The organism is Lacrimispora amygdalina, from assembly GCF_900205965.1.
Lineage (GTDB): Bacteria > Bacillota > Clostridia > Lachnospirales > Lachnospiraceae > Lacrimispora > Lacrimispora amygdalina_A.
In genome coordinates, this window is the sequence record NZ_OAOF01000016.1 from 1 (window position 1) to 19625 (window position 19625).

Below are 19625 nucleotides of genomic sequence, written 5' to 3' on the forward strand. Positions count from 1 at the left end.
ATAGAGTCAGAGGCGGCTCAACAAAAAAAGACCACGAGAATCTAATCTCATGATCTTTTCTTACTGCCCATTTTTTTACGGACTTTTGGTCTGTTTTAATTCGGACGTCAACATTTATTATGAGATTTGAGTAAGACGATAAGCCGGGTTATGTCGTTGAATGGCCATCTATCTAGGCCTGCCGTCGCCAGCAGGCTCAAGCGACCTACCCGGAAGCAGACGGGCCGCCTTATGCTTCCTGTTCGGTCTTGCTTCGAATGGGGTTTACATGGACCCCTCCTGTTACCAGGAGAGCGGTGGTCTCTTACACCACCTTTCCACCCTTACCGCAGATGCGGCGGTTTATTTCTGTTGCACTATCCCTGGAGTCGCCTCCGCCAGACGTTATCTGGCATCCTGCCCTGTGAAGCCCGGACTTTCCTCACCTGCAGCCTTTCGGCTTTGCAGCTGCGGCCATTTGTCTTACTCAAAACCATATAATCATATCATAATTCCAGACATTTGTAAAGCTGCCTTTTCTTTTACCTGTTTTTATACCTTAAAACAACTTCCCCCGATAAATTCTCTTACAATGGAGTTGCGGGGAATATTTTCACTGTTAAGTCCCAGAAAATAATCCAGGAATTTCAAAAGACGTTTTGCTTCCATATATTCAGGTGATTCTCTTGGTATTCCAAATAAAAGCGGTTCCGCATACTGCTTTAAGACAGCTAATTCATATACAGTAGCCGAGTTAAACATCATATCTGCAGACTCCTGAAATGGGAAAATATAAGCTTCCTCACCCGCTCTTACAGTCGGCCACATGCGGATGGTATCCTGGGCTGATGCCCCTCTCGTTCTGGCATCCCGCACCATACGCCTGATCAGACGGCAGTCTGTAGTGGGAATCCGGTTGTGTTCATCAATATTCAACTGAGTCAGCGCACTGACATAAACCCGGAATTTGCTTTCTATTGGAAGAGAATAGGACAGCTTATCATTTAAACAGTGAATCCCTTCAATCACCAGAATATCATCTTTCCCAAGTTTTAAATAATCTCCCCGATACTCCCGTTCTCCTGTTTTAAACTGATACCTGGGCATCTCTACCGTCTCACCAGCAAGAAGAGCTGTCATGTCCTTGTTAAACTGTTCAATATCCAGACACTCCAGGACCTCATAATTATAGCTCCCATCGGGATTCTTCGGGCTGTTTACCCGGTTAACAAAATAATCATCCACTGCGATCGGATGAGGTATCATACCCTGTGCTTTCAGCTGTACGGATAATCTGTGGGAAAATGTTGTTTTACCAGATGAGGAAGGACCTGCAATCATAACGAATTTTTTGCTTCGGTCAGCGCCGATCCTTGCTGCCATTTCCGCAATCTTTTTCTCCTGCAGTGCTTCCTGTATCAGAATCAATTCGTTAATATCGCCGGCTGATATGACTTCATTTAATGCCCCTACATTTGATACATTGAGACGTTCTCCCCATTTTACGCTTTCTTTTAAGACCTGGTACAGCTTCTGCTTTTTTTCTGCTTCAAAAGGAGGCACCTCCTGGGGATTATCCTTCTGGGGCAGCATAAGCATAAATCCATCATCATATGGAATGATATCAAAATATCTGATATATCCGGTATTCTGAACCATATAACCATAGAAGTAATCTTCAAAACCGCCGATGCTGTATAAGTTTACACGTGAAACCCTGCGATAACGGAAAAGCCTCTCTTTGTCATACATCCGGTGCTTATGGAATAATTCAATGGCATCGTCCGTATTCACACTTCGCTTCATAATGGGAATTTTCTGTTCCACATATTCCTTCATTCGGATCTTTACCCTGTTAAGGAGCTCCTCTGTCAGTTCAACGGTTCCGTGGGGATGAATGTAATAGCCTTTTCCCAGGGAAAAATCCACTGTTACTTTTTCTATATTTTCAATACCTGCCACATCATAAAACGCTTTCATCATAAGAAAAATCGCACTTCTGTGATAAGTCTGAATCCCAGGCTGATCCTTTCCTGTAAAAAACTGAAGGCTGCAGTCAAACTGAACCGTCTTATGAAGTTCTCTTAATTTACCGTTGATGCCAACCAGCAAAATCTCATCCTGATACTGGGGCTGGTATTCCTTTGCAATCTCCTGGTACGTGGTGCCTATGGGGTATTCTTTCTTTGTTCCATCTATCGTTACAATCGCCATTCTTTTCCTCCTTATAAAAATGTCTCAGGAAATCTCACGTCTGTCTTGTAAACCACCAGTTCCTCTCCTGTTTTTTTCTTCAGAAAATCTTCCATAAATTCAAGGAACAGATACTCCAGACCATAATGACCTGCGTCAATGACAGCCATATGGTTTGCTGCTGCATCCGTGCCGCTGTGATATCCGATATCTCCGGTTATCAGTACCTGGACACCCGCTTTCAATGCTGGTTTTATCATTCCAGAGCCTGCTCCGGGACTGATTCCCACAAAAGATACCGGTTCTTTTATATCCTGCTCTCCATATATGGTAACAAAAGGCAGCCCGAACTGTTCCTTTACCAGTCCGGCCAGTTCCCTCACAGTCATGGGCTGCTTTAAATAACCGGTCTTGCCAATTCCAAAGGCAACCTCTGTAATGCCTTCGGATCTTTCTATCGTAACAGACCCTTCTTTTTCCAATATATCTGTATTCAGCAATTTTAGTTTCCCTGCTGCCGCATCTGCCATACAGCCGGGAGCCGCATCAAAATTCGTATGCATGGCATAACAGCAGATATCATTTCTGATCAGTTTCATCAGCCTCTCTGCAATAAAATCACTGTCATTAATCCTCTTTAACGGTTTAAAAATCAGGGGATGATGAGTCAGAAGAAGATCTGCCCCAAGCCGCACCGCTTCATCTATGGCTCTTTCATCCCCGTCAAGGGCAATCAATACCTTTCTTATCTCTTTTTTGCTGCTTCCTGCAAGAAGCCCTACATTATCCCAGTCACAGGCACAGGCTGCAGGTGCCAGCTTTTCCAGTAATTCAATCAATTTACTGCATTGCATCTTGCGCCTCCTTATTCCACTTCAGTTCCAGTTCCAGTTCTAAAGTTCTGCTTTCTGCATTATCAGTGCCACTTGCCTTCAGCCCCTTTAGAATCTGACCAAGCTGCATCTGCTCTTTCTTTAAGTATTCCTTTAACACCGGATCTTTTGAATCCAATAAGTGTCTGCCGTATCTGAAACCGGATTCACTATCCCATTCCTCCAGATCCCCATTCTCTCTGTTAATGCCCATAACGGTATAATACTTACCGTCCTCTTTTATCATAGTCTCTTTTTGAATAGAAAATTCATGCTCTTTCAGGAATTTACGTACTCTATATAGTTCTGAATGAGGAGACAGGACCCAGTATGCGATACTATCCCATAAATGACGTGCCTCTTCCAATATATGTATAATCAGTTCTCCGCCCATACCGGCAATCACAACACAGTCTGCCTGATTTTTCTCTAACTTTAAAAGTCCGTCGCTTAAACGGACTTCAATCAGATCTTCTAAGCCTGCCTCTTTTATGTGAGTCCGGGCCCTTAAAAGAGGCCCTTCTCTCACATCCATGGCAATGGCAGATTTTGCAATTCCTTCCTGTACTAAGTGTATCGGGATATAGCCATGATCGGTTCCCACATCAGCCACCAGGCTGCCTTCCGGCACAAATGAGGCGATCACGCCCAAACGTTTTGATAATTTCATCGTCAGCTCCGTCTTATTACTTAATCGTCCAGATAGTCCTTCAGCTTTTTGCTTCTGCTGGGATGGCGCAGTTTTCGCAATGCTTTCGCTTCAATCTGTCTGATCCGTTCTCTTGTAACATTAAATTCTTTTCCTACTTCCTCCAGGGTCCTGGGGCGGCCGTCACTCAGACCAAACCGCAGCTTCAGCACTTTCTGTTCCCGTTCCGTTAAGGTATCAAGTACTTCCATCAGCTGTTCATGAAGCATGGTAAATGTCGCAGCATCTGCAGGCACCGCCACCTGGTCATCCTGAATAAAGTCCCCTAAATGGCTGTCCTCTTCCTCACCGATTGGCGTTTCCAGAGAAACCGGTTCCTGGGAGACCTTCATGATTTCCCGAACCCGTTCTACCTGCATATCAGCCCTTGCCGCAATCTCTTCCGGCACCGGTTCTCTTCCCAGCTCCTGTAAAAGCTGTCTGGATACCCGGACCAGGCGGTTAATGGTTTCCACCATATGGACAGGAATCCGGATTGTCCGCGCCTGATCTGCAATTGCACGGGTAATCGCCTGTCTGATCCACCAGGTTGCATAGGTGCTGAATTTATAACCTTTGCGGTAATCAAACTTTTCTACCGCTTTAATCAGTCCTAAATTTCCTTCCTGGATCAAATCCAGGAACTGCATTCCCCGTCCCACATAACGTTTGGCTATGCTGACTACAAGCCGGAGATTTGCTTCTGTTAACCTCTGCTTAGAGTCATCATCCCCAAGCTCTATCTTTTTCGCAAGCTCAATTTCATCTTCACTGGACAACAGAGGAACTTTCCCAATCTCTTTTAAATACATGCGGACCGGATCTTCAACGCTGACACCTTCCGGAACGGACAAATCGATACTTTCCATATCGATTTCTTCCTCTTCCTCAATATCCTCTTCCAGAAAAAGATCTTCATCCAGATCCAGTTCTTCTCCGTTAATGGAAAGCACATCTACCTTATTGTTTTCCAGGAAATCATAAATATGATCCAGGCGGTCGGAATCCAAATTCTCTCCGATAAAGAAATCCAGTATTTCCTGATTTTCCAAAACATTTTTTTTCTTTTTTGCCAATAATAAAAGCTGGTTTAATTTCTCTCCAAATACCGGTGATGTCTCTTCCTGCCTGCTGCCAATAACCTGCTCCTCTTCTGTCTTTCCTGAACCCACCGTCTTATCTGCTGTCTTCTTAACATTCTCGTCCATGTTCTTCCATCCTTCCACAGCCTGCCTATAGTGTACACCCTAATCCAGCGAAATATTCAGATCTCTCAACGCAGCCTGTTCCTTTATAATTCTTTGCAGTTCTTCTATTCCTGCAGCATTGCGGCTGGAATAGTCCAGACTGTTTTTTTTCACTTTTAATATTGTCTCCGAAAATGCTTTTTTCTGTTCTTCATTATCAAGAGACTCTTTTAAGCTCGCATGGAAAAGACCTGCGACAGTCCGATATTGATCCTCATCATCGATGAAATGATTTAAAATCTCAGCCGGATTCAGTGTTCCGGCAGTGTGTCCGTCAAAAACCATCTGTGCCACCTTATGATACAGTTCTTCTATAAAATCATCAGGAGTAATGACCCCCTCAATCTTATCAAATAGTACAGGATTTTCAATCAGCCAGGTAAGGAGCAGTCTTTGAGACTGCATAACGCCGTCCTCCTTCTCTTTTTTCCGCTGATTTTTTCCGCCTTCTTCCACTGCTTCTCTTGAGCCCGGACGAACTGGTCCCAGTGCAGCTCCCAGCCGGTTAACCAGATTCTTTAAATCCTGGTAAGGAATAAAAAATTCTCTTGATACTGCCTCTAAATAGTTCTCCCGTTCCAGAGCCTCAGGAAACTCCAGAAGCTTTCTGGCAGTCTGGTTATAAAATGCCGTTTTCTGCTCCGGATCATCCATTTTAAAATTCTTTCTTAAAACATCAATTTCAAACAGAAAGCTGTTACGGGCCTGTTCTATTCTCAGTTTGAATTCATCTGGTCCAAGATTCTTTATAAATTCATCCGGGTCCTTATAAGGTTCCATATTAAGAACACGAATGGAAATTCCAACTTCCCTTAAAATAGGGATTGCCCTTAATGCTGCTTTCTGTCCGGCACCGTCACTGTCATAGGTAAGAATCACTTTTTCCGTATACCGTTTTAAAAGCTGGGCATGCTGGGTGGTAAAAGCCGTTCCTAATGAGGCTACCGCATTGGTAAAACCCGCCTGGTGCATGGCAATCACATCCATATACCCTTCACAAATCAATATGTATTTTTCCCTTGAAAGTCTGGCATAATTAAGTCCGTATAAATTTCTGCTTTTATCAAAAAGCTTTGTCTCGGGCGAATTTAAATACTTCGGCTCTCCGGACCCCATAACTCTTCCGCCAAAACCAATCACCCGGTTATTCACATCCATAATGGGGAACATCACTCGGTTCCAAAACTTATCATGACTTCCCTTTTCCTCAACAGTCACAAGACCTGACTGTTTTAATATTGAATCGTCATAGCCTTTACCTCTTAGGTAGCGGTATAAATCATCACTGGTTTTATTGGAATACCCCAGCCCGAAGTGTACTATGGTTTCATCACTCAGCTGCCTGTCCCTTAAATAACGGTAACCGCTTTCCCCCTGTGGTTTCTTAAGCTGATAGTAAAAATAACTGGCCGCCTGCTTATTGATTTCCAGCAGAGCCGCCTTTAAATCTTCCTGCTCCCTTGCCTCTTTGCTGTATTCCTCAACCGGAAGTTTTACTCCTGCCCGGTCTGCCAGCATCTTAAAAGCTTCAGAAAAGGAATAATTTTCATATTCCATAACAAAAGTAATGACATTGCCGCCTGCACCACACCCAAAACAGTAATACATCTGTTTGGCCGGTGAGACGGAGAAGGAAGGAGACTTTTCATTATGAAACGGACATAATCCAAAATAATTACTGCCCTTTTTCTGCAGCTTCACGTATCCCGATACGATATCCACAATGTCATTCCTCACCCGGACTTCTTCAATAATATCCTCCGAATACCGCATAAAGCCTTCTACCTCCTTTCATAAAGATTCATCTCACAAAACTTATTTGTCAAATTGCTTTCCATGCTTTCGGTACAAACAGTTGTTCAAACCGTACAATCGCATAGCTGTCACTCATTCCTGCAATATAATCACAGACTGCACGTTCCTGGCTTGCCTCCCCTTTTTCCATGAGAAGACGGTACTCCTGCGGCAGCTTGTCCGGCTGCTCCATATAATACGTAAAAAGCATGGCTATCATATTCTGTGCTTTTCCTTCTTCCGCCTTTGGAATCTCATTCTTATAAACATGCCGGAACATCCAGGTGCGCAGCCCCTGCATGGCTGCCTCCATATCCGGGGACATGATAATTTCATTCTTCCCATAGCTATTGTTAATGATATCGTGAATCAGATTATTCAGTCTTTCCCTGACACTATGTCCCAATATACCGGTATAGCACTCAGGAAGATCCTCCTCTACAAACATCTTTGCACGAATCGCATCATCAATGTCATGGTTTATATAGGCAATTTTATCTGACAGCCTGACAATTGCCCCCTCCAAAGTAGCAGGGTGTCCGCTGGTCCGGTGATTTAAAATTCCATCTCTCACTTCCCATGTAAGATTTAAACCCTGCCCGCCTTTTTCCAGAATTTCAACAACCCGCACACTCTGTCTGTAATGGGCAAACCCCTGGGAACAGATCTTATTAAGAACGGCTTCTCCGGAGTGGCCAAAAGGTGTGTGTCCCAGATCATGTCCCAAAGCAATGGCCTCCGTTAAATCTTCATTCATACGTAGTGATTTGGCAATGGTTCTTGCAATCTGGGATACTTCCAGCGTGTGAGTAAGTCTTGTCCGGTAATGATCCCCTTCCGGAGCGAGAAATACCTGCGTTTTATGCTTCAGCCTTCGAAATGCTTTACAGTGAATGATTCTGTCACGGTCCCGCTGATAAGCAGTACGGATATCACAGGGTTCTTCGTCCCGTTCTCTGCCTTTGCTATTCTTGCTCAGGGCAGCATAGGGATTTAAATAAGCTTCCTCCCACTGTTCTGTAGATTCTCTGATATTCATTCGATCACATCCTTCGCAAAGTTATGGTACATTATATCATATTTTCAGTAATTTTAACACCCTATAATAAATTATTTGCTATCCCCCTTACCTTGTGCTGTTATATGCTTCCTGTATTCACTGGGCAGGCATCCAAACCTTTTTCTGAATGCCTTTGCAAACGCTCTGCTGTCAGGGAACCCGTGATTCATGGCGATCTCTCCAATCTCATGATCGGTTCCCATCAGTTCACGGACTGCATACTTGACACGCAGGTCAATTAAAAATGTCCGGTAATTGACCTGCGCATATTTTAAAAAGATCCTGGATAAGTAGGTAGGACTAAATCCAAATTTTAAAGCGACTAAATCCAGCTTTAAATCCTGGTCATAGTTCTCTCTCATATAATTGGTTACATCTGAAAGCTTATCAAGCTGCTTCTTCTGACGGATCACCTCTTTATCCATATTTTCGGATTTAAACTCCGTAACCAGCAGATATAAAAGCTGGTAAAACTGGCTTTTCACCTGAAAGGTATACCCATATTCCTGTTTTTCATATACGTAAAAAAGGGAAGTCACAAGATCCTTCAGCTTTCGATTTGATTCTTCCCCCTTTTTTTCAAAATTAACATAAGAATCCTCTCCCATATAATCTTCAAAGGTTTCTCCGGGAATCTGTAAAACAATGGTAATATTGGGGTTTGGGCAATCTATGGAATGCACCTCATTGGAATTTACCAGTACAAATTCATCTCTGGTAAGCGTTTGGTGTGCGTTATTGATAAAAAAGTCGATTTCACCTTCCAGTACCAGAAAAATCTCTACCGAATGATGCCAGTGCTTTGTCACTTTATAGTTACCGTCTCTGCCTTCAAAGATAAACAGCCGGAAAGGAAGATCATTATTGGGAATGACCAGTTCATGTCTGATTTTCATTTCATACCTCCGAAAAGTACTGTACCCATTATAAAACATTTCAGCCTGTTTTCCAATGGATTTTCTTTTGTTTTAAACCGGAAGACTGGCACTTACACATAAAACACCATATCCCAGTTCAGGGTTTGGATACTGGGAAATTCCCGGAAGCTTTCTTGTTCCCCGAATTAAGTAGGCTTTTATTTTTTCCCCGAAGAGAAATGGATCTCTTCCGTCTACAATACCCCATTGCATGAGAAGAGCCGCACTACCTGTTACAAACGGAGTCGCAAAGGAGGTTCCCGTTACTGTATCATAACCGCCTCCCGCATGAGCCGCGATAATCCCCACTCCCGGTGCAGCCAGATCCGGTTTCACCTGATTCGTCCTTCTTGTGTATCCTCTCCCCGAAAAATCGGCATAGGACTGATACGTATCATCATACGCACCCACAGAAATCACCTTAGTGGCTGTGGAAGGAATGGTCAGCGTTGTTTCCGGAGTCGCCCGTAAAAAGCGGGTGGACTCGTTTAGCACGCCGGAAGACGGAAGCCACAAATCATAGTTTCCCTCTACAATTTCTCTGGGCGTCAGTCGGAATTTCCAGATCCCGCCGTCAACATACGTATCAGTTGGGAGGAAATCCAAATAAATCTCCTGGGCTACACTGTATGGCCCCGGTTTTCCATAATACAATAGAATCTGGGTGTTTGCGAATTTTATCGTCTGAGGCCCCAGTCTGCTGCTGATCGGACCGATTACTTCACCGGAAGGTGTTATAATGCTGATATCAAACAAATCCGCAAAAGATTTCCAGAGCTGAACACTGAAGCTCTGCTGAAAATCTCCCACACTGAGTTCGATATCCTGCGGATTTGATATGGTTAATTTTCCGGATATGTGACCGCCGCCAACTCCTTCGTTTCCTGTGCCAACTACAATTGCAGTTTTTCCATAATTGGAGATGTCATCAAGAAATGTTTCCAGCAGGCTGGTGCCGTCATGGGAGCCATAGGTATTACCAAAGCTTAAGTTGATGGCCACCGGCATTTTTAAATCCACAGCTTCCTTCACTGCAAAATTAACAGCCCGCATAAGTTCAGTCGTTCTTGGAAATCCACCTTCCTGGGGCACTCCCAGCTTCACCACTAAAAGAGGACTCTCATAGGCAACTCCCCGGTACTGTCCCCTGTTTTCACTTCCGTTTCCTGCCGCAATCGAGGCTACTGCAGTACCGTGACCGCTGATATCAACAGAAGGGACCAGCTTTAATGCTTCTTCTCTGCTTCCTGTTGCCAGAGCTGCATCAATTTCTTCTTTTGTAAAGACACGGTCAAGCGTCTGGTCCCAAAGCTTCAAAATCCGGGTCGTTCCATCTGCATTACGAAAGTCATCATGATAATAATCAATTCCCGAATCAATAACAGCTACAAGGACTCCTCTCCCTGACAGATTGTTGGTCCCCTGCTGGACCAAATTGACACAAGAGGCCGCCTTTGCCTGATTTATGGCAAAAAACAGCCTCTTTGGTTTCTCCACATACTCGATCTGCGGGAGTTCACTTAACTGATCAATGAGTGATTCCGGCACATTTAGTATCGCATACTCATTTACCATCTGTTCTACCTTGATTCCCAACTGGGTCAGACCGCTGATATCTCCGGAATGCTTTACAATCACATCCCACGATTTTTCTTCTGGATTATATCCTACATTTAAATTACCTGACTTCGCCCTCTCTTCCGGTGTGGAACTGAGTGCGAGATTCAGCAGATTCTCCAACTTCTGATCCTGCATAATGCATCCTGCGTTTTTTTATATTCTACGCAGGATCAGCCGTTCTCATTCCTTTACCTGTTTCGCTTCACATACCTGGACACCATGGTAAAAGAATTTCAGAATATCCTCATAGGATTTCCCTTCTTTGGCCATCGCCTGGGCACCATTCTGGCTCATTCCTACGCCATGTCCGAAGCCGCCGCCATAAATATGAAATGTGGTGATATTTTTATCGTCAACCCCCTGATTGTCTATGGCAAGATACGCGCTGGGAAGAGAATCAAAATTTTTCATCACTGATCCGTCTTTCTTGGTTATTGTCATATATTTATTGCCAAGTTTAGCCCGCACCTGTCCCTCACCGTTAATGGTCATTACGCCATCTGAGCCTTCGACCCTCAATTTTTTTACAATACCTCCTACGCCCCGTTCCACCACTGTAACATTTAGAATGGAGCCAACCTCAGTTATCTCTTCCTCCAGCTGTCTGTTTGTCACAGTCGTCTCCCACCGATACATTGGATATGAAGAATCATAAGCCGGATAATCTTTATTCTTTATAAATTCCTCAAAATCAGAATTGGTGGACAGATTTAATACTGCGCCTCCATCCTGAAGCAGGCTTCCCTCCAGGTAAGGGAACTGGACCGGATCTCCCCCCCATACACTTCCATCGGTGGTATGTCCGCAGGATGTGGAAAAATAAAAAGCTGCAATCGGTGTATCCCCATAAAACAGCAGTTTTCCGTAAGTTTCCCTGACCGCATCCTCAGTTTTAGCTGCAGTTGGAAGATTATTATATACCTGAAAGCGGGTACTGTCATCCACATGAGCTCCATATTTGCTGTAGGTATTACTCTGAATCTGACGGTAAGCATAGGTTCTTGCACACACCGCCTGTGCTTTCAGCGCTTCCTTTTCATAACTGTCCGGCATCTCACTGGGCACCACCTTTGTCAGATAATCCTCCAGATACAGCTCGTTAATTAAAAGTAATCCTTCCGGATTCTTTCTGATTTCAATTGTTCCGTCATAGGAAGGTGTTCCATAGGAACGGCTGATGGAATTCACCTCTATGGAGCCGCCTTTTTCCAGGGGAGACGCTACAATTCTGCCGTTTTTTAAACGTTCATCAGAAGGCTCAATAATCACTTCAGCTTTCGGCGGTACCTGAACCGTTGCTCCGTCATAGGTTAAAATCAAACCGGTCTGGGAGGACAGTGTCACGGCAGGGTGGAAAATCGACTGAAAATTCGTATTCATCAGCAGAACCCGAATGGTCTTGGCATCAAATTCCCGTACAAGCAGTGCTGCACAGATCTTTCCATGGGCCACCACAAAATCCTGTATATCGTATCCTACAAGTATATCTGAAACCGACCGTTCTTCAAATTGTCCATAAAGACGGTAAACCTTAAAATCCTTATCAAATTTCAATGTTCCGTAATTCTCTATTTCTATGGTTGAATCCGTAATTGCAAGCACTTTTCCTGATATTTTCTTTTTCTTCATGGTAACCTTCGAAAGCTTCCCGCGTTTCAGACTGATATCTGCTACCTGATTGGTAAAGTCCTCCGTCTGGCCTAAGGATGCTTCCATAGGAAACGTTCTGACCACAGAACCTAAATGCACCTCAAATGTCTGACTGCCGTCAGAAGTCAGCCAGGCATTCCTATATGTAACAGAATCACTTACAGCTTCTTTTAATGCAATGATTTCGCTTCCTTTTACCAGAACTTTTACTTCCCAGTCTATGTAAGAATCCAGACTGATTCCTTCAAAACCAAATGCTCCTTCACTGGTATAGGCAGTCCATGAGGAAGAAGGTCTTATATTAGAAGGTGTACCATAAAGAAGCACATCCAAGGATTTAATCTGATTCTCCTTATCCAGCACCTTTTTTAAATCTTCAAATAAAAACCACCATTCATCAGCGGTGATACGTTTATTTCTGTTTTTTCTTCCTACATGAATATTCGTTCCAGAACCAGGTGCCAATGCTTCTGCCAGGCGTTCTGCTTCCTGATAGGTCAAAAAACCTTGCGCAGTCTCCTGATCTGCAGGCATAAGTGCCGGATCAAGGTAGCCATTGGCATATAAATAATCCATATATTTCGTATACCAGACGCTCTGATCCTGTTTGGAGAAATAACTCTGATTCTCCGGCATTTTTTCTAAGCTTTCTCTGTCTGTAAGAAGGAGAGCTGCCGACTTACATGCCAGCCCCCTTGAGATCCCCTCCGGCTCCGGCTCATTCAATACTATAATAAGAATAAGAACGATAACCAGAAGAGGAATACCGACGACAAACCCGATCAATGACTTTTTGTTCATGCGCTCCTCTTATCTCATATATGTTTTTTTCTCTTCTTCAATCCGCTCTAAATTCAGATAATCTTTCGTTTCTAAAGAAAGGCTCTTCTTTGACAGCGACCGGTTTACCAGTCTTGTAATAACACTGTAAATTACTGCAAATGTGGGCACTGCTATTATCATTCCCACGAATCCGAACAGGCCCCCAAATAAAAGGATGGAAAACAGAACCCAGAAGCTTGGCAGCCCCGTAGATTCACCTAGTATTTTAGGTCCCAGAATATTCCCGTCAAACTGCTGGAGCAGCAAAATGAAGATCAGGAAGTAAAGACACTTTACAGGACTGATGAGCAGTATTAAAAATGCACTTGGAATCGCCCCGATGAAAGGTCCGAAGAATGGCACCACATTGGTAACACCAATGATAACGCTTATCAGCAGCACATACGGCATCTTCATTGCATTAAGCAGCACAAAGCACATAATACCGATAATCAGGGAATCCAGAAGTTTACCTGTAATGAATCCGCCAAAAACCCGGTGTACAAACCTCACCTCATCAATGATCTGATTCGCTGTTTTCAAGGAAAAAATACTGTAGATAATCTTTTTCCCCTGGGCAGAAAATGTCTCCTTGATATTAAGAAGATATACCATAACAATCACGCCGATTAATATATTTTTAAGAACCAGAACAACACTTAACAGACCGCTGGATAAGCTGCCGATCAATGTAGACATATTAGGGACAAGATCCGTTGTCATCCAGTCCTGAAGCTGATTGGCCACTTTATCATAGATGGGGATCACTGCTTTTTCAATCGAGGGATTATCGTGAAACAGTTTTTGAAGCCACAGGGCAACATTGTTAATATTCTCTCCTAAATTTTCCTGTATTCCCATAATGCTTGTATAAATTTGAGGTATAATCATTGAGCAAAGTCCTACGACAATTACAAATAAAAAAATCAGGCTGACCAACGTAGCCAGTACCCGCGAAAAGGAACGAACCGTTTTTGGGCTGCGGGTCATCTTACTTAGTATACGGGCTGAAAAATCCCTGGACCTGTTATAAACCGGCAATAAAAGATATGCCAGCACTGCGCCATAAATGACAGGCATTAAAATTTCTACAATCAAATGGATTGTACCTTTTACCGATTCGAATCTGGAAAGGAAAAAGGCAAATGCAATACTGAGCGCGATTACCGCAAGAGCGGTTACTCCCCAACAAACGTAGGTGCGGAATTTAAAATCCTTCATGTTTATCTCCTATGTGGCTGCTTAATATATCACTAACCATACTTTAACATATTTTTCCATAAAGTTAAAGCAGCGATTTCTCGCTGCTTTTTTCTTTTGTAACCCCAAAATGCCGGTTCTTACTTATTGACGCCTAGCTGTGCTAGGTGGGCGACCTCACTCAGGCATCTGCCTTCCACTGCAATGGAGGCCTGACATCCGCCTGAAAATATTGGAATCCCTTATGTCATAATGTAGGTTCAAAAAAGGTAAGATTATCGCACATTTCAGGAATTACATACTCTATTTTCTATGGTTTCAGTATACAACACTTAATAGAAATTTTCAAGTTCCTTTTCCTGTCAGTTTTAAATCAGCAAATCAGAAAACAATATTCTTACCACCAAGAAGCCTTCCATGCTCCACGTACAAATCCAGCCGGTCTAAAACAGAATCGCAGGATTCGTCCTGAATAATCAGTTCAACCGCTTCAGCAGTTACAAGGGATAGAACCGATAGAAGTGATTTAGCATTTACAATGCAGTCTCCATTCACTAACTCCATCTGTTCCTTATATTTACCGGCTATAGTCACAAATTCCAATACGGAGTCCATGCCCCAAAAACCGATCCTGACCTTTTTCATCTGCTGTAATCCTCCTGATTCTTCTGTGTCTAATACAGTCCGTTCTCTAAATTCCCCAGTCTGTATACCTGATATTCTTTTTCAAAAATATAACCAAGTTTTTCCGCCAGACCTGCGGCAGGAATGTTGTCCGCATCCCAGGTTGGGAAAATGTCCTGTTGCAGGCAGGATAAAATCAACCCGGCGCTGCATGCCAGAGCCAGGCCCCGGCGCTTGTACTCCTTGTGTGTTGCAACCTTTACCACAATTTTTTCTTCATTAATTTCATATGCAGAACAGCCGGAAACCAGTCTGTCCCCATCGAGTGCAGCAAATCCAAATCCATATTGGCAAAACTCTTCCTTTGTTTCAAAATTAGAACAAATCTCTCTGCTCCATTCTGAATTCATCGCTTTTTCATAAAGACCTGCATCAATTTTTTTAATCTGGATCCCATCAGGAATGGAATTTAAATAATCTGCCAGTATCTCTTCGGAAAAATAAGTTTCATCTGATCTCATGGCATATCGGGACATAATCCGGCAGCTGCCGCCAAAAGTCTCCTCCAGCCACTCAGCCCAGCGTTCATCCGATGGTGTAATAAAATCCTGGCTGAAATTTTTAATCAGCAGCTCCCGAAGTTCCAGAGCCAGTTCTCCCTTAGGACAAATACCCACCAGATATACAAAATTACCCGAATGAATCAAACAAAAGGAGGGATTATCCCGTTGGGGGACCCAGACTTTTTCCATTCGCCCTTCCGCAGTGACAGAAGGTATGGTATCTTCATTCATACTGCAAAGTTCTCTGACAATCTGTCTCTCATCTTTTTCCAATTCAATCACAATAATTCTCCTTCCGCTCGTGCTTCGTCTGCCAAATTCCGATATCAAAAGGACTGTTTCCTGTTAAAGCCCTAGTATAGCACACTAGAAAAGATTCTGCAAATCAAAAATTGATTCTGCCAGAAAATCTGCTCCTGCCTCTAAAAGTTCCTGTCTGCTGCCATAACCATACAATACCCCCACTGAATCTATTCCGCACTCTTTCGCCCCCAGAATATCGTGTTTTCTGTCACCGATCATTACAGTCCCCGCCAAATCACAGATACCGCAGGTATCCAGCACATAGCGGATTACATCAGCCTTTTTGACACGAACCTCCTCAAAGTCAGCTCCACCCATAAATTCAAAATATGAATCCAGTTCAAAATGCTTTAGTATCTTTCTTACAAAAACTTCCGGCTTAGAAGATGCAACATAAAGCTTTTTCCCCGATTCACAGAGATCTTTTAAAACTTCTGCCGTCCCCTCGTATACTTTGTTCTCAAAAATTCCCTTTACGGAAAAATATTCCCGGAATATCCCAACCGCTTTTTGTGCATCAGCTTCTGAAAAACCATAGAATTCCATGAAGCTGTCCTTTAACGGAGGGCCAATAAAACAACATAGTTGGTCAAGGCTTTCTACTTCTATTCCAAAGGCTTTCAGTGCATGACGGACCGACTTTGTAATTCCCTCTTTGGGGTCAGTCAGCGTCCCATCTAAATCAAACAATACATTTTCTTTTTTCATAACATCTCCTCTGCGACTTTAAAAACAGAGACGAAAAGGTTTCCCTCCCCGTCTCTGTAATGATTACTTCAATTGATCAACAACTTTCTGAATAGCTGCCAAAGCATCATCAGGAAGCTTGTCGTATCCTTCTTTTAAAACTGCCGTATTGGCAACATATTTCACACGATCTTCCATACGTGCCTTTAACTGCGTCCTATATTCCGCATCGTTAAGATCCGGAACAAATCCTTCCCATTCAAAGATATCAATATCTGTAAATGGTCCCCATGGTTTGAATTCCGCTCTCTTTTCCACAATTGCTTCCAGAATCCCCAGGGTGTCCTTCGGCTGAACCTTCTTACCCATGAAATCGCCTGTATTAATAATATAACAGTCTACATTCTTTTCTTCCACTAATTTTTTGAATTTTTTATAATCATTAGCAAGAGGATATGTTCTGAATGGGTTTGCATAAGGAACCACTACCAGCGCGTTGGGATCTGCACCTGGAGCAAGTCTTTCTGCTGAGGATCTCTTTGTTGCAAGCGTTGCACCCATAACAGAAGCGAGGGAAGCTCCTTTTAATTTTACTACCGGTGGAATGGTAGGATCCTTCATAATCCAGAAAATTGCATTTACCGGAGAATCAATCTTATCCACCCGGTTCGGTGACCATAATTTTGATTTAATTGCCCGTCCGTTGCCGTTCCTGATATCTTCTGTTACCAGCTGAAGTTTTCCGTCTTCATCTAAGGTACAGGAGCAGTTCTGAGCGGTCAGTAAGTATTTGTTATCGTCACAGCCGGTAGGATAATCCTGTGTCTTATCAAAGTATGTAGGTTCAATTGCTATAGATGAGCAGGTATCTGTATTGATAATAAAGGCATCATCATGAAGTACGGTAACACCGTATTTGCCTCCGTGCTTTGCATGTGTAATGGTGGATTTGCCTGATCCGGATAAACCGAATACGGATGCAACATATTTTGAGCCGTCCTGCAGTGTATATTCTTTCTGTCCGCCGTGGCAGGGTGCATAGCCGTTGCGGTTGGCAAGTGCCCAAACCATGGTAAGTGTACCTTTCTTATGCTCTCCAAAATATCTCATGCCGAGAATTGCAGCGCAGTTTTGTTCTGTATTAAAATAGCATAAACATTTAGGATCGCTTAAACAGGACAGATCTACACCTGGACGGTCAGAGCCGTTCCACTGTGGATCAGAGAAAATATAGATATCAGGCTCTTTTCCATCCCCAACCGGTTTGGAAGCCTTATACATTTTGATATACTGATCAGACATATACTGGAAGTTCAGCATCCAGTTATATAAGATGTTTTCTTCCCCTTCCGGTATGAGAAGATGCGCCTTTACCATATATTCCGGATCAAGACCTGCAAATACTTCTGCATGATACATGGTCTTCCACCGTGTTTCATAAACTGCATCCATTACAACTTTATCAAGAGCCGCGCAGTTTACTCCAGGTTCACCAGCAATTCTTCTGGCTGTGGCATACCGTCCGGTAATCGCACCATCATTAAACAGCAATACTTTGGCGTCCTTATCAAGACCAAATTCTTCTCCTCTATAAACGGGCATATCCGTAACTATGGTACCTGGTGAGTTTTTTGCTAATTCATATGCCTCACGAAGCGTATTAACTTTAATAACGTTATTCCCATAGAATGGTGCCTCAATAATTGAACGTGTCGTTGCAAAGCCGGGTTTGCCTTTTCCAATTTCATTAATCGGGTAATAAGCTTTTGTTGACATATAAAATCCTCCTTATAAAATTCAAATTTGAACCTATTATCTCATTCTGTTAAGAAAAAGTCAATATTTTCTATTGCATTTTTCACAAAAATTGTTTATATTTAATATGCATTATGCATCATGTATACAATAACTAGAAAGAAGGTCAAATATGATACACATTTCCAAAGATGGTTCCGGAGATTTCGAAAGCATACAAAAAGCGCTGGATTCACTGCCAAAGGATAACAAAACAGAACAGATTCTTTACATACACAAAGGAATCTATCAGGAGCAGATTACAATTACAATTCCGCACGTTACCTTTCTCGGAGAGGATAAAGATAATACCATACTTACTTACAATTTATATGCCCGTATGGCAATGGACGACGGCATGAAACGCGGAACCTTCCGCACGTATTCCTGTTTCATCGATGCAAACGATTTTACTGCAAGAAATATTACGTTTGAAAACAGTGCAGGAAAAGGCATTGATGTGGGTCAGGCTCTGGCCGTTTATGCAGACGGAGACCGCCTCTTATTTGATAACTGCCGTTTTCTGGGCAACCAGGATACCCTCTTTACAGGACCTCTGCCTCCCAAGGAAGTGGAGCCCAACGGATTCATCGGACCGAAACAGAACGCTCCCCGGATCAACGGAAGACATTATTATAAAGACTGCTATCTGGAAGGGGATGTAGATTTTATATTCGGCAGCGCAACTGCTTATTTTGAAACCTGCACGTTCTTTTCCAAATATACAGGAAAGGAAATCAGCAGCTATGTAACAGCAGCCTCTACTCCCGAAGGCCAGGAATACGGCTACGTAATGAATCATTGCCGTTTTGAAGGCAACTGCCCTGCTGATAATGCGTATCTGGGAAGACCCTGGAGAGAATACGCCAAAACAGTTCTGATCAATTGCTTCATCGGTGACCACATCTGCAAAGAAGGCTGGCATGACTGGAATAAAGAAGCCGCTCATACCAATGCCTTTTATGCAGAGTACGGCAGCTTTGGACCTAAGGGAGATATGAAACACCGGCCTGAATGGATATTCAGACTAACGGAAACTGATCTGTCTAAATACACAAAAAAAGCTGTGCTATCCGGCACGGACGGATGGATGGCATAAAATATGGGATTCTGTTCTTTGTAAGGAACAGAATCCCGTTTTTTAATTCTCTTTGATTTTAACAATTACTTTCTTGATGGGAGCAGATTCTCCGGCAGCAGCCTTCGGTTTATGACCATCCCAAGGATTAAATATCATATATTCTCCAGCCTTTACTACTGCTTTTAAGCCTGGATTTTCATTGTCGTAAAATACAACATCTTTTTCATCGTTATATGGTACTTTTTCATTCAGTTCATCGATTCTTGCATAGGTCATGATCTCAGAACCTGAAATTACATACTGAATATCTGTATAATTATGGTGAGCTTCAAATTTCGCTTCTTCCCATGGAATTGTTGTATATTCTACTACATTGGCAAATACATTCTTGCCATCAATCTCATATTTACCTGGTTTTAGTTTCTCCAGATCTGTATTCTTAAGAAAATCCACTGCCTTGGCATATCGTCCTTCCACACCAAGGTTTCTGTAAAAATCAAGGTTTTTTGCTGTGTCAAAAATCATATGAAT

At 42.9% G+C, this 19625-nt stretch carries 16 protein-coding genes and 2 other RNA genes; 1 reads left to right on the forward strand and 17 read right to left on the reverse strand.

Annotated features, from left to right (window positions below):
* Positions 1 to 123 precede the first annotated feature (123 nt).
* The 16 genes from rnpB to CRO04_RS18800 form a co-directional block, all read right to left on the reverse strand.
* Positions 124 to 469, reverse strand: an RNA gene (gene rnpB, locus CRO04_RS18725) — RNase P RNA component class A.
* Positions 470 to 531: 62 nt separating this feature from the next.
* Positions 532 to 2193 carry a nucleoside kinase gene (locus CRO04_RS18730; protein WP_097005772.1) on the reverse strand — a complete coding sequence of 554 codons (1662 nt, stop codon included), beginning with the start codon at positions 2191 to 2193 and terminating at the stop codon, positions 532 to 534.
* An 11-nt stretch (positions 2194 to 2204) separates the two neighbouring features.
* Complete coding sequence (locus CRO04_RS18735; protein ID WP_097005773.1) at positions 2205 to 3026, reverse strand: Nif3-like dinuclear metal center hexameric protein; 822 nt, start codon at positions 3024 to 3026, stop codon at positions 2205 to 2207.
* Entirely contained in the window at positions 3013 to 3714 is a 702-nt protein-coding gene (locus tag CRO04_RS18740) for a tRNA (adenine(22)-N(1))-methyltransferase (RefSeq protein WP_097005774.1), read from the reverse strand. Before CRO04_RS18740 ends, CRO04_RS18735 begins: the two co-directional genes overlap by 14 nt.
* Positions 3715 to 3734: 20 nt before the next feature.
* Entirely contained in the window at positions 3735 to 4940 is a 1206-nt protein-coding gene (gene rpoD, locus CRO04_RS18745) for an RNA polymerase sigma factor RpoD (protein ID WP_242974552.1), read from the reverse strand.
* Positions 4941 to 4979: 39 nt separating this feature from the next.
* Positions 4980 to 6752, reverse strand: a complete 1773-nt coding sequence (gene dnaG, locus CRO04_RS18750; RefSeq protein ID WP_097005775.1) for a DNA primase — start codon at positions 6750 to 6752, stop codon at positions 4980 to 4982.
* 49 nt (positions 6753 to 6801) lie between these two features.
* On the reverse strand, positions 6802 to 7812 hold the full coding sequence (locus tag CRO04_RS18755) for a deoxyguanosinetriphosphate triphosphohydrolase (protein WP_097005776.1): 1011 nt from the start codon (positions 7810 to 7812) through the stop codon (positions 6802 to 6804).
* A 71-nt stretch (positions 7813 to 7883) separates the two neighbouring features.
* A complete protein-coding gene (locus tag CRO04_RS18760; protein ID WP_097005777.1) occupies positions 7884 to 8729 on the reverse strand; it encodes an AraC family transcriptional regulator in 846 nt (281 codons plus the stop codon).
* Between the two features lie 72 nt (positions 8730 to 8801).
* The gene (locus CRO04_RS18765; RefSeq protein WP_097005778.1) at positions 8802 to 10505 is read right to left on the reverse strand and encodes a S8 family peptidase; all 1704 of its coding nucleotides are present in this window, start codon (positions 10503 to 10505) and stop codon (positions 8802 to 8804) included.
* Between the two features lie 45 nt (positions 10506 to 10550).
* Positions 10551 to 12821 (reverse strand): SpoIID/LytB domain-containing protein, encoded by a 2271-nt coding sequence (locus CRO04_RS18770; protein WP_097005779.1) that lies wholly within the window; start codon positions 12819 to 12821, stop codon positions 10551 to 10553.
* 9 nt (positions 12822 to 12830) lie between these two features.
* Positions 12831 to 14063, reverse strand: coding sequence for an AI-2E family transporter (locus CRO04_RS18775; RefSeq protein ID WP_097005780.1), 1233 nt, complete (start codon positions 14061 to 14063; stop codon positions 12831 to 12833).
* A gap of 97 nt (positions 14064 to 14160) precedes the next feature.
* Positions 14161 to 14339: non-coding RNA, 6S RNA (ssrS, locus tag CRO04_RS18780), on the reverse strand.
* 84 nt (positions 14340 to 14423) lie between these two features.
* Positions 14424 to 14687: an HPr family phosphocarrier protein gene (locus CRO04_RS18785; protein WP_097005781.1), complete on the reverse strand. Its 264-nt coding sequence runs from the start codon at positions 14685 to 14687 to the stop codon at positions 14424 to 14426.
* A gap of 29 nt (positions 14688 to 14716) precedes the next feature.
* Entirely contained in the window at positions 14717 to 15511 is a 795-nt protein-coding gene (locus tag CRO04_RS18790; protein ID WP_097005782.1) for a GNAT family N-acetyltransferase, read from the reverse strand.
* Between the two features lie 84 nt (positions 15512 to 15595).
* A complete protein-coding gene (locus CRO04_RS18795) occupies positions 15596 to 16240 on the reverse strand; it encodes an HAD family hydrolase (RefSeq protein WP_097005783.1) in 645 nt (214 codons plus the stop codon).
* 63 nt (positions 16241 to 16303) lie between these two features.
* Positions 16304 to 17995, reverse strand: coding sequence for a phosphoenolpyruvate carboxykinase (ATP) (locus CRO04_RS18800; RefSeq protein WP_097005784.1), 1692 nt, complete (start codon positions 17993 to 17995; stop codon positions 16304 to 16306).
* A 151-nt stretch (positions 17996 to 18146) separates the two neighbouring features.
* On the opposite strand from CRO04_RS18800, the gene CRO04_RS18805 reads away from it, so the two are divergent.
* On the forward strand, positions 18147 to 19112 hold the full coding sequence (locus tag CRO04_RS18805; protein WP_097005785.1) for a pectinesterase family protein: 966 nt from the start codon (positions 18147 to 18149) through the stop codon (positions 19110 to 19112).
* A 42-nt stretch (positions 19113 to 19154) separates the two neighbouring features.
* Here the strand turns inward: CRO04_RS18805 and CRO04_RS18810 are convergent, their stop codons facing one another.
* Complete coding sequence (locus tag CRO04_RS18810) at positions 19155 to 19619, reverse strand: YhcH/YjgK/YiaL family protein (RefSeq protein ID WP_097005786.1); 465 nt, start codon at positions 19617 to 19619, stop codon at positions 19155 to 19157.
* Positions 19620 to 19625: the final 6 nt, after the last annotated feature.

Bases quoted from the DNA above. Each gene is read 5' to 3' on its own strand.
- CRO04_RS18730 (WP_097005772.1), bottom strand. From the start codon at position 2,193: ATGGCGATTGTAACGATAGATGGAACAAAGAAAGAATACCCCATAGGC.
- CRO04_RS18735 (WP_097005773.1), bottom strand. From the start codon at position 3,026: ATGCAATGCAGTAAATTGATTGAATTACTGGAAAAGCTGGCACCTGCA.
- CRO04_RS18740 (WP_097005774.1), bottom strand. From the start codon at position 3,714: ATGAAATTATCAAAACGTTTGGGCGTGATCGCCTCATTTGTGCCGGAA.
- rpoD (WP_242974552.1), bottom strand. From the start codon at position 4,940: ATGGACGAGAATGTTAAGAAGACAGCAGATAAGACGGTGGGTTCAGGA.
- dnaG (WP_097005775.1), bottom strand. From the start codon at position 6,752: ATGCGGTATTCGGAGGATATTATTGAAGAAGTCCGGGTGAGGAATGAC.
- CRO04_RS18755 (WP_097005776.1), bottom strand. From the start codon at position 7,812: ATGAATATCAGAGAATCTACAGAACAGTGGGAGGAAGCTTATTTAAAT.
- CRO04_RS18760 (WP_097005777.1), bottom strand. From the start codon at position 8,729: ATGAAAATCAGACATGAACTGGTCATTCCCAATAATGATCTTCCTTTC.
- CRO04_RS18765 (WP_097005778.1), bottom strand. From the start codon at position 10,505: ATGCAGGATCAGAAGTTGGAGAATCTGCTGAATCTCGCACTCAGTTCC.
- CRO04_RS18770 (WP_097005779.1), bottom strand. From the start codon at position 12,821: ATGAACAAAAAGTCATTGATCGGGTTTGTCGTCGGTATTCCTCTTCTG.
- CRO04_RS18775 (WP_097005780.1), bottom strand. From the start codon at position 14,063: ATGAAGGATTTTAAATTCCGCACCTACGTTTGTTGGGGAGTAACCGCT.
- CRO04_RS18785 (WP_097005781.1), bottom strand. From the start codon at position 14,687: ATGAAAAAGGTCAGGATCGGTTTTTGGGGCATGGACTCCGTATTGGAA.
- CRO04_RS18795 (WP_097005783.1), bottom strand. From the start codon at position 16,240: ATGAAAAAAGAAAATGTATTGTTTGATTTAGATGGGACGCTGACTGAC.
- CRO04_RS18800 (WP_097005784.1), bottom strand. From the start codon at position 17,995: ATGTCAACAAAAGCTTATTACCCGATTAATGAAATTGGAAAAGGCAAA.
- CRO04_RS18805 (WP_097005785.1), top strand. From the start codon at position 18,147: ATGATACACATTTCCAAAGATGGTTCCGGAGATTTCGAAAGCATACAA.
- CRO04_RS18810 (WP_097005786.1), bottom strand. From the start codon at position 19,619: ATGATTTTTGACACAGCAAAAAACCTTGATTTTTACAGAAACCTTGGT.